Origin of the sequence: Corynebacterium axilliensis (assembly GCF_046097495.1) — a bacterium.
Classification (GTDB): domain Bacteria; phylum Actinomycetota; class Actinomycetes; order Mycobacteriales; family Mycobacteriaceae; genus Corynebacterium.
This window is the reverse complement of the sequence record NZ_CP175768.1, coordinates 704,894-718,681: the sequence shown is the minus strand read 5'-3', so window position 1 is coordinate 718,681 and position 13,788 is coordinate 704,894. Positions and strand designations below refer to the sequence as shown.

The following is a 13,788-nucleotide window of genomic DNA, read 5'->3' as shown; positions in this document are numbered from 1 at the left end:
AGCGTGATGCGTGCGTTATAAACACGGAGGACAAGACCACTCTCACACTCAGGAGACTCTCGTGAAATTCCGCCGCTTTGGCCAGCTGCTGGCCGCCACCACCGTCACCGCCGTCGCCGTATCCGGCGCTCCCGCCCTCGCCGCCGAGGCCGATGAGGTGACCTTCTCCGTCACCAATTTCACCGACTTCCACGGCCACCTCGAGCTGGCCGAGGCGACCGACCGCGACACCGGTGCGCTCGTTGGCTACAAGGAAATGGGTGCTGCCCGCATGGCTGCCCTCATCAAGTACGTCAACAAAGACCAGGAGTACGCTCTGACGTCCTCCGGTGACAATGTGGGCGGCTCCGCTTTCGTATCGGCTATTTCTGAGGATAAGTACACCAACGAGGCCCTCAACACCATGAACCTCGATGTCACTGCCGTTGGTAACCACGAGTTCGACAAGGGCACTGAGGACCTGATGGACCGCATCGTCAAGGAGTCTGAGTTCCCGATTATCGGTGCGAACGTGACCAAAGACGGCAAGCCTCTCCTCAAGCCTTCCTTCGTGAAGGAAGTCGATGGCGTGAAGATCGGCTTCGTCGGCACCGTCACTGAGAACACCAAGTTCAAGGTATCCGCCGCCGCCATTCCGGGCATTGAGTTCACCGACCCAGTTAAGGCTACGAATGAGGAAGCCACCCGTCTGAAGGAATCCGGCGAGGCCGACGTTGTTGTCGCACTCATGCACGAGGACGCACAGCAGTTTGCAGAGGGCTTCAACAAGGACGTCGACCTGCTTTTCGGTGGCGACACCCACGTGAAGACCCAGGGCGAGGTCGCCCGTGAGGGTGCACTGCCGCTGTACTGGGCACAGGGCTACGAGTACGGCAAGGTGCTGAACGACGCCGACATCACCTTCGACAAGGAAGAGAAGAAGATCACCAAGGTCAATCTCACCCAGTACGACGTTGCGGATGCAGAGACTTTTGAGCTTCTCCAGGGGCTGGAGGATGATGCAGAGGTTGCCTCCGTTGTCGCCGAGGCCAAGAAGGTAGCTGACGAAGAGGGCTCCAAGACCGCTGGCACCACTGAAAAGGCAATGTACCGCGGTTCTAACGATGGTGAAGATACTGGTACCAACCGCGGCGTGGAGTCCACCCTCAACAACTTCATTGCTGATGGTCAGCGCTACGCTTTGTCGAAGCAGACCAACAAGGAAATCGACCTTGGCGTCATGAATGCCGGTGGTGTTCGCGCTGACCTCAAGGAAGGCGACGTCACCTACAAGGACATCTTCGCCGTCCAGCCGTTCGGCAACTCCGTCATCACGGCTGAGGTTAGCGGCGAAGACTTCATCAAGGCACTGGAGAATCAGTGGAAGCCGGGTCAGTCCCGCCCGCGCCTGGCGTTGGGCCTGTCCAGCAATGTTTCCGTGGTCTATGACCAGAAGGCTGAGCAGGGCGAGCGCGTCAAGTCTGTCACTATCGACGGCGAGCCTATCGACCCGAAGAAGAACTACACCGTTGCTCTGTCTTCCTTCCTTGCTTCGAGCGACACTGAGGAAGGCGGTGACGGCTTCTTCGTGCCGGGTTCGATCAAGAACCGTAACGACGTCGGTTACATGGATACCCAGGCCATGATTGACTACATCGCTTCTGGCGAGTCGAAGGTGCGCACCGGCCAGGGCCAGATTGGTGCCCACATTTCCGGTGAGCTGAAGGCTGGCGAGGAAATCACCATCGACCTGTCCTCCCTCAACTACTCCAATGAGGAGGAGCCGCAGGCGAAGAAGGTTACCGTTGCTCTCGGTGATGCAAAGGTTGAGGCTGACATCGACAACGCTGCTCAGGAAGGCGACAAGAGCTTCGGTGAGCGCGGCCGCGCGACCGTCAAGCTCACCATCCCGGAAGACCTGACCGGTGAGCAGCAGCTGAGCATTACTACCGATGCCGGAACCAACGCCGTTCTTCCCATCACCCTTGACGGAGAAAAGCCGCAGCCTTCCAAGGATGGAAGCTCTAACTTCGATGGATCTTCCTTCGGCTTGGGCCTGGGGGTGGGCATTACCGGCACTGTCCTCGCGGCAATCGCAGGCGTTCTGGCTGCCGTAGGTTTCGCCCTGACGTCGCTGCCGGCGCCGATTCAGCAGGTGATCAAGGACCTGCGTAAGCAGTTCAACATCTAAAAGCTGTTTCGCTAAAAGCCCACACTTCGGTGTGGGCTTTATACATACCTGGCTTTCCACCGGAGGTAAGGTAAGAGCCCGTGGAGACCTTAAAGCTTTTTGGACGCGAAGCGATGTATCAGCTGGGCATTGAGCCTCACCGTATACCCGTCGTGATGTTTGCCACCCTAGGCATCTACTTGGCATTCATGATTCTGGTGAAGCTTTTTGGCAGTCGCGTGCTGACGTCTATGACCGCCTCTGACGCGGTAATCATCATCATGTTTGGTGCCGTTGCCGGGCGTGTCATTGTGGGTAATCCACCGACACTTGCGGCGGGTATTATCGGACTTTTTACGCTCATGCTTTTAGAGGCCGCCTTTGGTACTTTCCGGCAGTTTGTGAAGTGGTCAAAGTTCATTGACCGGCGCCCAGTCCTGCTGGTGTACAAGGGACAGTTGCAGGAAGACAATATGGTCTTTGCCCATATCACCGAGCGTGATGTCAATTCGGCAGTGCGCAAAGCTGGTTTGGGGCGGCGCAACGATGTGCAATTGATGATTCTGGAGCCGACGGGTCAGATTTCGGTGATCCGCCGGGGCCAGCTTGTCGACGCCTCCCTCTTCAAGGACGTCCTCGGCGCCGAACGCATCGAGGAGGTAGAAGAGTCCACCAACCGCGAGGATTAGCGCACGCCTTGTAGCCCGTCAACCTGGTGTGGTTGGCGGGCTTTGGTGTTTGTGGTGGTGGCGTAGGTGTTTAGTTTGCGTCTGGGTGTTTATCCGGTATCGGGTGGGCGTGCTGGTGTTTGTTCGGCGTTGAGTCTGGTTAGGGCTTGGTGGTATTCGGGTGTGGCGGTAATCGGCACGCCCCAGGGCGGGATGTAGCCGATGCCGCCGGGCATTCTGAATACGTAGCCTCTTCCGGTGGGTTTCGACGGGTCGTCGTCGTTAATACCGTTGTGGTACGCACACAGGAATGTTGCGACCGGCTATTTGGTAGCAGTGTCGTGACTATCTGGTAGCGCTTTAGTGAGTATCTGGTAGCAGCTCAGGGCGCTCGGGATGATACTTCCGGTAGTCGCACCATCCGGGTGCGGCGTGTACTGGAAGGAGTCCGCTGATGACGGATTACCGTGCGGTGATGGCGCTGCTTTTAGGGAAGCGTTCTTACCGCCAGATTGAAGACCAGCTCGGGTGCTCGCACCGCGCGATTTCCCGAGCGAACCAAGCGCTGCGAAGCCTTGGCCTGACCACTGCCCAGCAGGTCGCGGCGTTGACGAATGACGAGCTGGATGAGATATTCGTTGATAAACGCACCAGCGGGCAAGGCGAATTCGTCCCGATTGACTTTGACGCGGTCGTTAAAGCACGCACAGGGCGTGCGAAGCAGACACTGCAAGTATTGTGGGCTCGCTACACTACCACCCCCGCCCAGCTGGGCCAGCGGCACTACAGCTACGACCGGTTCCGCCAGCTGGTTGCCTCCCATGTCGATGCGGCCGGGCTGACCGCCCGGATCACTCACGCACCAGGGCATACGATGCAGGTGGATTGGGCAGGGACCAGAATGCGCCTGTACGCCCCTTCCGGCACACCGGGTGAGAAAGTCAGCATTTTCGTCGCCTCGCTGCCGTATTCAGGGATGCTGTTTGCCTGTGCGTGTGTTGACCAGCGGCAGCAGTCCTGGCTTGATGCCCACCGCCAAGCGTTTGACTACTTCGGCGGGGTCTGCCAGGTTGTTGTACCCGATAACGCATCGACGGCGTCGAACGCGATCAGCACTGCCGATAGGAATCGGAAGGTCAACGACACCTACCAGCAGTTCTTGGAGCACTACAACACAGCAGCACTTCCCACTCGTGCGCGTCGGCCGAAGGATAAAGCGAATGTGGAAGCTGCGGTAAAGATCGTCACGCACAAAGTCATCCACGCACTCGATGGCCACCAGTGTGTTGACTTAGACGAGCTCAACGGAAAGATTGTGGGCGTAGTCGACGCGATCAATACCTCCGTGCCGTTTCGCAGTCAGCAGTCAAGCCGCAGGGATCTCTTTGAAGAACACGAGCAACATCTCCTTGCTGACCTGCCGACAACCCCGTGGCAACACACCGAGTGGAAGCGCGCGAAAGTGGCCCCAGATTCCCATATCACGGTTTCAACCGTGCGCTACTCCGTCCCACACCAGCTTGTTGGCCGCACTGTCGATGTACGCATCACCGGGCAAGTCTTGACCGTCTTTGACCAGGGAACAACCGTGGCAACCCACCGGGTTTCGCATAAGCGTGGGGCCTATGTCACTGACTATGAGCACATTCCCTCTGGTATGGACTCCACCCGTGGACTGTGGACAAGCGACTACTTTTACCGTGAAGCCAGCAAAACCGGCCCGGCAACACGCAAGGTCATCGAAGAACTCATCGCGGCGAAAGCCATCCCGGCCCAGGCATACCAGTCCTGCAGAAACGTTCTGTCAATGGGCAAACACGGCAACAAACCAATCCTGGAAGAGGCATGCCAGCGCCTGACCGCCAACGACGACAGCCGACGGGCGGTGTCCTATACCGCGGTCAAAAACATGATGGCCGTCGTACGCAAAGAACACGCCACACGGCCCCGCGGTCTAGACCAGCTCCCGCGCAGCACCACAACCAACCAGCCCACCGGCACAGCACCCTCCGACCGGGATACCACCGGCGCGTTTCTCGGCGGTGCAGAACAGTTCAGCATGGACAACCTCATTCAGAAAGGAAACTAAAGCCCATGTCATCACCAACCCCGCCAACAGATCGCTTCCTTGATGAATCCGTCCTGGCCGACTTCACCGCGCTGCGGATGACTGCCTTCGGCAGAAGCGTCATCGACATCGCCAACGACCCCACATTCGACGCATGGACGTTTTCCCAAAAAGTGCTTTACGCACTCGATAAAGAAGTCGCGGCCAGGCGTGAACGACGCATCAACAAACTGCTGAAAGCATCCCGATCGCCAAACCTTGATGCTTGCCTTGAAAACGTGGTCTGCACACCTGACCGCAACATCAACCCCGAGCAAGTCAGCAGACTCGCTCACGGACAATGGTGCCACCTGGGCCAAAACATTGTCATCCTGGGCAAATCCTCAGTCGGCAAAACTTACCTCGCCCAAGCACTGATCACAGCAGCATGCCGCAACGACTACTCCGCACGGTTCTACCGCACCGACATGCTCGCCGCCGAACTAGCAGTCCTACAACCCGATGACGGACCTGACCCCCGTTAGGTAGACACCTGATATCCAGCCCTGTTGGGTTGGGAAGAAAGGTAATCTACCACCATGCCTAGGTACTCCGAACAGTTCAAACGTGATGCTGTGGCCCTCTACGAAAACAATGAGGACCTCTCGCTTCACGCGGCTTCAGCAGAGCTAGAAGTCAATCGTTCCTCACTTTTCTCCTGGATCAAGCAGTACGGCACCGGCAAACGTGCCCGTACGAAGACCTTGCGTGACAAGGCGAAGGCGACGACTGATTCTGAGCGGATCCGCCAGCTAGAAAAAGAAAACGCAAAGCTGCGCGAAGAACGCGACATCCTGCGCAAGGCCGCGAAATATTTTGCCGAAGAGACACGCTGGTAATCCGCTTCCAGTTTGTCTATGACCATCGAACCGAATACTCGGTCAAGCGGATGTGCCACGTGTTAAAGCTCAATCGCCCCTCGTTCTACAAATGGGTCAACACTCGCGAAAAACGCAGGGTAAAGACGTGTTCCGATGCCCTTATTGGCGCACAAATCAAGACCATCTTCGATGATGAACACGGGCTTTATGGTGCTAAACGCATAGCTGCAAGCCTCAACGACGATACGGACTTTCCTCCGACCAATCACAAGAAGGTCGCACGCATCATGAAATCCATGGGGCTGAAAGGCTTTAGTAAACGGCGTCGATGTATCACCACCAGGCGCAAGCCTGGCCACCGAGTCATGCCAGATCTAGTAGGCCGCAAATTCAGTGCTGACAGGCCGAACCACGTCTACGTAGGCGATATCACCTACCTGCCGTGTAAGGGTGGAAAGAACATGTACCTTGCCACGGTCATCGACGCCTACTCGCGCAAACTCGTCGGACATGCACTCGCCGATCACATGCTGAGGTTACCCTCGTTTAGTGGACACCCTATTTGTACGGATCTTGTGTCCGTAGGAGAGGATGTTCATTGTGAGTCAACAGCGCAAGAAGTACACGCCGGAGTACCGGCGTGAAGCCGCGAACCTGGTAATCGAGTCTGGGCGCCCGATTGCTCATGTGGCTAAGGAGATTGGCGTATCAGCCACAATTTTGGGCCGGTGGGTCAAACTCGAGCGTGAGCGCCGTGGAGCATCAGATGGGATGAGCGAGGCTGATCTTCGTGCTGAGAATGCTCGTCTGCGCCGGGAGCTGGCGGAAGCCAAGATGGATAATGAGTTTTTGTCAAAAGCGACAGCCTTCTTCGCTGCGAAGCAACGCGAGCAGAAAAGTTCGAATTGATGCAGCAGGAGAAGGCGAACTACAGCATCAAACGCATGGCACGGCTTTTAAAAGTGTCTCGGTCTGGATACTACAAATGGACCCATACGCAGCAGAAGCGACTATCCGGCGACGATGATCGCGCAGCTTTTTACGATGATGTTGACCGAAAGATTCATCAGATTTGGTCGGACTCCGATGAGGTTTATGGTGCTCCGCGGATCACCGCAGAGCTTGCCGAGCGCTACCAGATCACCTTGAATCGCAAGACTGTGGCTAAACGGATGCGCATGATGGGCATTGAAGGGATTTCACCGCGTGCCTTTGTCCCGGTGACAACGATTCAAGCCAAGCGTAAGTCAACTCTTCCTGACCTGGTCAAGCGCATGTTTGATACTGGTCAGCTCAACCGAGTGTGGATGTCAGATATTACCTACCTGCGCACCGGTGAGGGCTGGTTGTACTTGTGCGCGGTCCGCGATGGTCATTCCCGCAGGGTACTGGGCTGGGCTATGGATAGCGTTCAAGATACATACCTGGTTGAACGGGCCCTGCGGATGGCGCATACGCTGCGCGGTGATGTTCCTGATGGGCTGGTGTTTCACGCTGACCGCGGAACGCAATTTACCAGTGAGAAGCTCTGGGAGGTCTGCCGCAACCTGGGCATTGCTCAGTCTGTGGGGCGTACTGGTGTGTGCTTCGATAACGCGATGGCTGAGTCGTTCGTTCTGGTCGACGCTAAAGACTGAATTCTATGACCGGCAGCGCTGGGCGACCCGTGATGCTGCACGCAAGGCCGTTGCCTACTGGATTGAAGTCGTCTACAACCGCCGACGCCGGCACTCTGCACTCGGGATGGTCAGCCCCGTCGACTTCGAAAACCACATTGGTCTAACCACCAGTAGAAAAGAAATAGCTGCCTAACCACTAGGTAGCTCCACTACGTGTCCACGATTTGCGGGCAACCCCAATGCGGGTATCACTGGTTATCGAAGCTTTGTCTCATGCCAGCAAGGTTCGCGGAAGCCTTAAAGGGGCAATTTTCCATTCTGATCATGGCAGTGTGTACACCTCACAAGCATTTAGGGACCACTGCGCCCAACTTGGTGTGCGCCAATCCATGGGCGCGGTGGGTACAAGTGCTGATAACGCCCTGGCAGAATCATTTAACGCCACCTTAAAGCGTGAAGTTCTGCGTGATCGGAAAGTCTTTGACAATCCCATCATCTGCCGCCAAGAAGTGAGGTTACCCTCGAGTAGTGGACACCCTATTTGTGCGGATCTTGTGTCCGTAGGAGAGGATGTTCATTGTGAGTCAACAGCGCAAGAAGTACACGCCGGAGTATCGGCGTGAAGCCGCGAACCTGGTAATCGAGTCTGGGCGCCCGATTGCTCATGTGGCTAAGGAGATTGGCGTATCAGCCACAATTTTGGGCAGGTGGGTCAAACTCGAGCGTGAGCGCCGTGGAGCATCAGATGGGATGAGCGAGGCTGATCTTCGTGCTGAGAATGCTCGTCTGCGCCGGGAGCTGGCGGAAGCCAAGATGGATAATGAGTTTTTGTCAAAAGCGACAGCCTTCTTCGCTGCGAAGCAACGCGAGCAGAAAAGTTCGAATTGATGCAGCAGGAGAAGGCGAACTACAGCATCAAACGCATGGCACGGCTTTTAAAAGTGTCTCGGTCTGGATACTACAAATGGACCCATACGCAGCAGAAGCGACTATCCGGCGACGATGATCGCGCAGCTTTTTACGATGATGTTGACCGCAAGATTCATCAGATTTGGTCGGACTCCGATGAGGTTTATGGTGCTCCGCGGATTACCGCAGAACTTACCGAGCGCTACCACATTGCGCTTAACCGTAAGACTGTGGCTAAACGGATGCGCATGATGGGCATTGAAGGGATTTCACCGCGGGCCTTTGTTCCAGTGACAACGATCCAAGCCAAGCGTAAGTCCACGCTTCCTGACCTGGTCAAGCGCATGTTTGATACTGGTCAGCTCAACCGAGTATGGATGTCAGATATTACCTACCTGCGCACTGCTGAAGGCTGGTTGTACTTGTGCGCGGTACGCGATGGCCATTCCCGCAGGGTACTGGGCTGGGCTATGGATAGCGTTCAAGATACATACCTGGTCGAACGGGCCCTGCGAATGGCGCATACGCTGCGCGGTGACGTGCCTGACGGGCTAGTGTTTCACGCTGACCGCGGAACGCAATTTACCAGCGAGAAGCTCTGGGAAGTTTGCCGCAACCTGGGCATTGCTCAGTCCGTAGGGCGTACCGGTGTGTGCTTCGATAACGCGATGGCCGAGTCATTCTGGTCAACGCTTAAAACCGAGTTCTACGACCGTAAACGCTGGGCGACCCGTGATGCCGCACGCAAGGCCGTTGCCTACTGGATTGAAGTCGTCTACAACCGCCGGCGCCGACACTCCGCACTCGGGATGGCAAGCCCCGTCGACTTCGAGAACCACATTGGTCTAACCACCAGCAGAAAAGAAATAGCTGCCTAACCACTAGGTAGCTCCACTACGTGTCCACGATTTGCGGGCAACCCCAGAAGTCTTTCGATGGTGCATGCGCTACAACACGCGCAGACGACACTCCTGGTGCAACCTTCTAGCCCCCGATGACTTCGAAGCACTCACATCAGCTACACTGACCCAAGCAGCATAGCTAACCCCCGACGTGTCTACTTTCCGGGGGTCAGGCCCGACCCCATACGGCTGAAGTTCATCCAACACCTCCACGACGTCGACGTCCTGGTCCTAGATGACTTCCTCACCACACCCATTAATGCCGCAACCGCGCACCAAATTCTCAACATCCTCGCCGGGCGTGAAGGCAAAGTGTCAACAATTGTGACCTCACAATTCACCCCGCAGGAGTGGTACAAGTCCATCCCCGACACCGTGATCTCCGAGTCAATCCTCAACCGACTCGTCTCCGGCGCCGAGATCATCACACTCGAAGGACCAAACATGAGACTGACCACCCACGCATAACCACCAACAACGCCTGAGTGAGACACCGCTACCGGATACTCACTCAGGCGCTACCAGATACTCACCACACCGCTACCATTTCAATCTTCTGAACACACAGGAAGGTCAGGTTCTTGATGTTGGTAAGCCCGCCTGCTTGCCAGGGGATGATGTGGTGGACCTGGCAGTAGTCAGCGGGTTTATTACACCCTGGCCGTGCGCAGGTTTGGGTTTCAGCACAGAGGGTGAGGCGTTGTTTCCAGTTGGCGTGGCGTTGGAGGTCGTAGGAGTTGATGGGGCCTTCGATGGGGTGGACGATGGTGGCATACCCGATGGAGGCGAATTTGTGGGTGAGGAATTCCGCCCCGGTCATGCGGGCACCATTAGTGAGCTGCAACTCAATCTCGTCTCCGTCGCCGTTGATGATGCGGTCGAGTTCGTTGAGGGTGACTACGACTTGGGCGTGCACGGCAGGCCTGGTGCCGGTGTTACCGCCCAGGATGACGGTTTTCGCGGCATCAAGCAGGTTGGTGGGGTTGACTGATTCGAGGGTGCCGCGGATATCAGCAATGACCGTTGGGGTGTCGGTGATGGTGACGGAGTTGGGTCCCTGCTTGCGGTAGGTAAACCGCACCCCGGGTTTGTGTTCGCGTTTCTCTTTAAGTTCTTTGAGGCGTTTTACGGCAACCTCGCGGATTTTGTGTGCGGGTGTGGCGGCAAGCCGTGCACGGAGGTTCCAGGCGTCGAGTTCTTTCTTTACCCGGGTGGCGTAGGACTCGATGAGGTTAAGGGTGGATAGGCCGTGCTTTTGGGCTATAGCCGCGGTGCGGGCCTTGCGTTGTTTGCCGGTGAAGCGGGTGGGGCCGAAGTAGATGCGGTGCAGGCGGGCGAGCTCTGCGGCGTCAGCTGCGTCGGCGCCGAGCGCGCGGAGCTTGTCGGGTGAGCTGGATGCGTGTTCCACTAGCGTCATCCCCGAGTTGCGGTAGTGGAAGTAGGTTTCTAATACCCCCATGGGCACTGAGGTTAAAGCACACTGGGGGAGCCTGCAACTTGAAAACCAAAAAGCTCCCCTGCGTGCGGCAGGGGAGCGGCTGGGGTTTGGGGGATTAGTGGCCCATAACCTGCTCAGCCAGGCGCATGGAGTCATCCATAGCGTCGATGATGGAGGTGAAAACCTTGATCCACTCGCGGATCTCCTTCGGGCTCACGTTGCCCTCGTCATCGGAGGAAAGTGCGAAGAAGCCGTCGGCGGAGGAACCCTCGTCGGCCTGTGCGGCGTTAGCAATTCCGGCGCCGGAGAAAGAAACGGCAGCGGCGGTTGCTACGGCAACCAGAGACTTGCGGGAGAAGAACTTCATGATACGTGTCCTATCTTTAGTAGACCGAAAAAGAGACCCCGCCCGCAGGGAACGGGCGGGAGCGTGAAAAGTTACTTAGCGTTCGGGCCGAAGTACTTGTTCACGAAGGTGAAGACGGTGCCCAGGGCGCCGATGATGGCGGTGAAGACAGCGATCCAGTCGCGGATCTCCTTCGGGGACATGTCGGAGGAGGAACCCTCGTCAGAGGAAGAGGAGGACTCGTCCTTCTTCTTGTTCGGGGTGGTCGGCGCCGGGGTGTTGGTCTCCTTAGCCGGAGTGGTGGCCGGGGTGTTGGTCTCCGTAGCCGTAGTGGTGGCCGGGGTGGTGGTCTCGGCGGAAGCGACGGACACGCCACCGAAGGCGACGGTAGCGGCGGTAGCAGCGGCGACGATGGCCTTGCGGGAGAAGAACTTCATACTCGTTCCTTATATGTGCTCGGGAATTTCAAGGACTTCACAGATGGTACTGAGCCTAGTGACCTTTTGCAAGACTTTTGGCAAAAGTCATTCATTCTGTGAAGTATCTGCCCGTATGGTGTGAGCTGGGTTTATACGTGGGACGCGTGAGGTGGCGCAACCGATGAAACTAAACGGCTAGCTAGTGCCTAAGAAAAACCTAAAAAGTATGCTCAAAAGCACGAACTCCCCGCCGGCGATGCGCGGGCGGGGAGTGTCACCGAAATGGGGGTAGTAGTTAGCGGTGATTAGTTTTTGACGGTGGCCTTGGAAATGCGAACCTCTTCGGCCGGCTCGCCGTCGGGCTGGCCGTCCTTGACGCCCTTGGCGGCAATGGTGTCGACCGTCTTCTGGCCCTTCTCAGTCAGGTTGCCAAAGTAGGTGTAGTTCGGCGGCAGCTCAGAGTCCTTGTAGTTAATGAAGAACTGGGAACCGTTGGTGTCCGCACCGGCGTTGGCCATGGCAATGGAACCCTTGGGGTAGGTGGCCGGGTTCTGCAGATCGGCTTCGTCGGTCTCGTCCGTCGGGTACTCGTTGGCGAACTGGAAGCCCGGGCCGCCGTTGCCCTTGCCGGTCGGGTCGCCGCACTGCAGGACGAAGATGCCGCCGTCGGTCATGCGGTGGCAGACGGTGTCGTCGTAGTACTTGGCGGAGATGATGTCGGTAATCGCGTTGACGGTGCAGGGGGCCAGGGAGCGGTCGAGCTCCATCTCGATGTCGCCCTGCTTGGTCGCGAAGTTGACCTTGACCGTGCCCTTGGCCGAGACGTCGGTGCCCTTCGGGGTCGGGACGTCACGGGAGGCGTCGCCAGTCTCGGTGTATTCACACTTGACGTTGTCCTCCAGCGGGGTGGTCCGCTTGCCTGCCAGGGGCTTCGCCTCCGGCATCTCGGTGGTGGACGGGGCGGTTGAGGTCTCCTGCGCCTGCGTTTCTTCCTCGCTGTCGCGGGTGGCTAGGAACCAAATTCCGCCGACAAGGGCAATAATGACGACTGCAGCGGCAACCACGACGCCGAGCGGGCGGGTCTTCTGCTTGCGGTCGCGGGACTTCAGCTCGCGGTCGAGCTGGTTGAGCGCATCATCCAAGCGCTGTTTATTGTTAGGCACCTTCGTTTCCTCCACGTGGGTGTTCAAATTCGACTCACCTATCCTAACCGGACCACCTATCACCGTGGCGCGCCGCCCCGCCCGTCAGTACCCTGGGGTGCCATGGCTACTACTAAGTTTGAAAATCAGCCCACTGAGACCAATGGCGAGCTTCCGAAGGTAGGGGAGGCGCTGCCCGAGTTCACCCTCGTCGGCACCGACATGGAAGAGGTCACCTCCGCTGACTTCGCTGGCAAGCGCCTGGTGGTGTCCTGCTTCCCGTCCGTGGACACCGGCGTGTGCGCGGCGCAGCTGCGCGCTTTCAACGAAAAGGCAGCGGACCTGGACAACACCGTAGTGCTGTCCGTCTCCCGCGACCTTCCCTTTGCGCAGGCCCGCTTCTGTGCCGCAGAAGGTATTGAGAACGTGGTGAGCGCGTCTGACTTCCGCTCTGACTTCGCCGAGAACCTGGGTCTTAAGCTGGAGGGTTCCCCGCTCAAGGGCCTGTTCGCCCGCGCGGTCATCGTGACCGATGAGGAGCACAAGGTGGTCTACACCGAGCTGGTTCCGGAGGTCACCACCGAGCCGGACTACGACTCCGCTCTGGCTGCCCTGAAGTAGATGAGCACCCCGGAAATCTACGGCTTCGCCGCGGGGCCGTACAAGACCAACACCTACGTGGTCTCCAACGGGCCCCGGGCGTTCATCGTGGACCCGGGGATGCACACGCGCGAGCGCCTAATCCAGCTCGCGGAGGACAAGGGGCTGGAGTACGAGGCCGTGGTGCTCACGCACGGGCACATCGACCACACCCGTGACGCCAGCTCCCTGGATCTTCCGGTGTACGTCCACCCGGAGGACGCCTTCATGCTTGTCGACGGATCCGGGGTCTCCCCCGAATCCCAGCAGCTTTTCGACGCTGCCTCGATGCCCCCGGTCAAGGAGCGCCGCGATCTTGTAGGCGGCGAGACGCTGAGCGTGGCGGGCCTCGAGTTCGAACTCCTCCATGCCCCGGGGCACTCGCCTGGCTGCGTGATGCTAGTGGCAGAGGACATAGCGCTTACGGGTGACGTCCTTTTCCGCGGCTCCATTGGCCGTACCGATCTTCCGCACTCTGACCCGGCGGCGATGCAGCGCTCGTTGCGCGGGCCGGTGTGGGGATTGGACGATGGGCTGGCGATTTTGCCTGGCCACGGGCCGACGTCGACAATGCGTCGCGAGCGCGCGACCAATCCGTTTCTCATCGCGGCGGGGGATGTACTCTAAAG

General features: G+C 57.9%; 14 protein-coding genes and 3 pseudogenes. 12 read left to right on the top strand and 5 right to left on the bottom strand.

Annotated features, from left to right (window positions below; genetic code table 11):
* Positions 1-61: 61 nt before the first annotated feature.
* A complete protein-coding gene (locus ACKFR8_RS03485) occupies positions 62-2,170 on the top strand; it encodes a bifunctional metallophosphatase/5'-nucleotidase (protein WP_408930581.1) in 2,109 nt (702 codons plus the stop codon).
* 113 nt (positions 2,171-2,283) lie between these two features.
* Positions 2,284-2,838 (top strand): DUF421 domain-containing protein, encoded by a 555-nt coding sequence (locus ACKFR8_RS03480; RefSeq protein ID WP_296133627.1) that lies wholly within the window; start codon positions 2,284-2,286, stop codon positions 2,836-2,838.
* A gap of 89 nt (positions 2,839-2,927) precedes the next feature.
* Here ACKFR8_RS03480 and ACKFR8_RS03475 read toward each other — a convergent pair.
* Positions 2,928-3,131: pseudogene (locus ACKFR8_RS03475) on the bottom strand (HNH endonuclease); the annotation flags it as partial.
* A 140-nt stretch (positions 3,132-3,271) separates the two neighbouring features.
* Here ACKFR8_RS03475 and istA point away from each other — a divergent pair.
* The 8 genes and pseudogenes from istA to ACKFR8_RS03435 all read left to right on the top strand — a co-directional run bounded on the left by istA (position 3,272) and on the right by ACKFR8_RS03435 (position 9,643).
* Entirely contained in the window at positions 3,272-4,906 is a 1,635-nt protein-coding gene (istA, locus tag ACKFR8_RS03470; RefSeq protein ID WP_408930580.1) for an IS21 family transposase, read from the top strand.
* Positions 4,907-4,911: 5 nt separating this feature from the next.
* Positions 4,912-5,409: an ATP-binding protein gene (locus ACKFR8_RS03465; RefSeq protein ID WP_408930579.1), complete on the top strand. Its 498-nt coding sequence runs from the start codon at positions 4,912-4,914 to the stop codon at positions 5,407-5,409.
* Positions 5,410-5,463: 54 nt separating this feature from the next.
* Complete coding sequence (locus ACKFR8_RS03460) at positions 5,464-5,763, top strand: transposase (protein WP_408930578.1); 300 nt, start codon at positions 5,464-5,466, stop codon at positions 5,761-5,763.
* Positions 5,736-6,389: an IS3 family transposase gene (locus ACKFR8_RS03455; protein ID WP_408930977.1), complete on the top strand. Its 654-nt coding sequence runs from the start codon at positions 5,736-5,738 to the stop codon at positions 6,387-6,389. The genes ACKFR8_RS03460 and ACKFR8_RS03455 overlap by 28 nt, the downstream gene beginning before the upstream one ends.
* Positions 6,337-7,557 (top strand): annotated as a pseudogene (locus ACKFR8_RS03450) (IS3 family transposase). Before ACKFR8_RS03455 ends, ACKFR8_RS03450 begins: the two are co-directional and overlap by 53 nt.
* Positions 7,558-7,594: 37 nt before the next feature.
* Positions 7,595-7,876, top strand: a pseudogene (locus ACKFR8_RS03445) (transposase); the annotation flags it as partial.
* Between the two features lie 58 nt (positions 7,877-7,934).
* Positions 7,935-9,151 (top strand): IS3 family transposase gene (locus ACKFR8_RS03440; protein WP_408930577.1). Its coding sequence is split into 2 segments (ribosomal slippage): positions 7,935-8,196 and positions 8,196-9,151, totalling 1,218 coding nucleotides; the frame shifts between segments, so codons are not numbered across the junction.
* Between the two features lie 135 nt (positions 9,152-9,286).
* A complete protein-coding gene (locus tag ACKFR8_RS03435; RefSeq protein WP_408930976.1) occupies positions 9,287-9,643 on the top strand; it encodes an ATP-binding protein in 357 nt (118 codons plus the stop codon).
* Positions 9,644-9,704: 61 nt separating this feature from the next.
* On the opposite strand, the gene ACKFR8_RS03430 is transcribed toward ACKFR8_RS03435, so the two are convergent.
* The 4 genes from ACKFR8_RS03430 to ACKFR8_RS03415 form a co-directional block, all read right to left on the bottom strand.
* Positions 9,705-10,634 (bottom strand): HNH endonuclease signature motif containing protein, encoded by a 930-nt coding sequence (locus ACKFR8_RS03430; RefSeq protein WP_408930576.1) that lies wholly within the window; start codon positions 10,632-10,634, stop codon positions 9,705-9,707.
* Between the two features lie 94 nt (positions 10,635-10,728).
* On the bottom strand, positions 10,729-10,980 hold the full coding sequence (locus ACKFR8_RS03425) for a hypothetical protein (protein ID WP_296134422.1): 252 nt from the start codon (positions 10,978-10,980) through the stop codon (positions 10,729-10,731).
* Between the two features lie 71 nt (positions 10,981-11,051).
* Positions 11,052-11,396 (bottom strand): hypothetical protein, encoded by a 345-nt coding sequence (locus tag ACKFR8_RS03420; protein ID WP_296134423.1) that lies wholly within the window; start codon positions 11,394-11,396, stop codon positions 11,052-11,054.
* A 287-nt stretch (positions 11,397-11,683) separates the two neighbouring features.
* A complete protein-coding gene (locus ACKFR8_RS03415) occupies positions 11,684-12,541 on the bottom strand; it encodes a peptidylprolyl isomerase (protein WP_296134425.1) in 858 nt (285 codons plus the stop codon).
* A gap of 102 nt (positions 12,542-12,643) precedes the next feature.
* Here ACKFR8_RS03415 and tpx point away from each other — a divergent pair, with 102 nt between their 5' ends.
* Both tpx and ACKFR8_RS03405 read left to right on the top strand, forming a co-directional pair.
* Positions 12,644-13,141: a thiol peroxidase gene (tpx, locus tag ACKFR8_RS03410; protein ID WP_296134427.1), complete on the top strand. Its 498-nt coding sequence runs from the start codon at positions 12,644-12,646 to the stop codon at positions 13,139-13,141.
* A complete protein-coding gene (locus ACKFR8_RS03405; RefSeq protein WP_408930575.1) occupies positions 13,142-13,786 on the top strand; it encodes an MBL fold metallo-hydrolase in 645 nt (214 codons plus the stop codon).
* Positions 13,787-13,788: the final 2 nt, after the last annotated feature.

What these genes read in the sequence shown, in the direction of transcription:
- ACKFR8_RS03480 (WP_296133627.1), top strand. Translation starts at nt 2,284, where the DNA reads ATGTATCAGCTGGGCATTGAGCCTCACCGTATACCCGTCGTGATGTTT.
- istA (WP_408930580.1), top strand. Translation starts at nt 3,272, where the DNA reads ATGACGGATTACCGTGCGGTGATGGCGCTGCTTTTAGGGAAGCGTTCT.
- ACKFR8_RS03465 (WP_408930579.1), top strand. Translation starts at nt 4,912, where the DNA reads ATGTCATCACCAACCCCGCCAACAGATCGCTTCCTTGATGAATCCGTC.
- ACKFR8_RS03460 (WP_408930578.1), top strand. Translation starts at nt 5,464, where the DNA reads ATGCCTAGGTACTCCGAACAGTTCAAACGTGATGCTGTGGCCCTCTAC.
- ACKFR8_RS03430 (WP_408930576.1), bottom strand. Translation starts at nt 10,634, where the DNA reads ATGGGGGTATTAGAAACCTACTTCCACTACCGCAACTCGGGGATGACG.
- ACKFR8_RS03425 (WP_296134422.1), bottom strand. Translation starts at nt 10,980, where the DNA reads ATGAAGTTCTTCTCCCGCAAGTCTCTGGTTGCCGTAGCAACCGCCGCT.
- ACKFR8_RS03420 (WP_296134423.1), bottom strand. Translation starts at nt 11,396, where the DNA reads ATGAAGTTCTTCTCCCGCAAGGCCATCGTCGCCGCTGCTACCGCCGCT.
- tpx (WP_296134427.1), top strand. Translation starts at nt 12,644, where the DNA reads ATGGCTACTACTAAGTTTGAAAATCAGCCCACTGAGACCAATGGCGAG.
- ACKFR8_RS03405 (WP_408930575.1), top strand. Translation starts at nt 13,142, where the DNA reads ATGAGCACCCCGGAAATCTACGGCTTCGCCGCGGGGCCGTACAAGACC.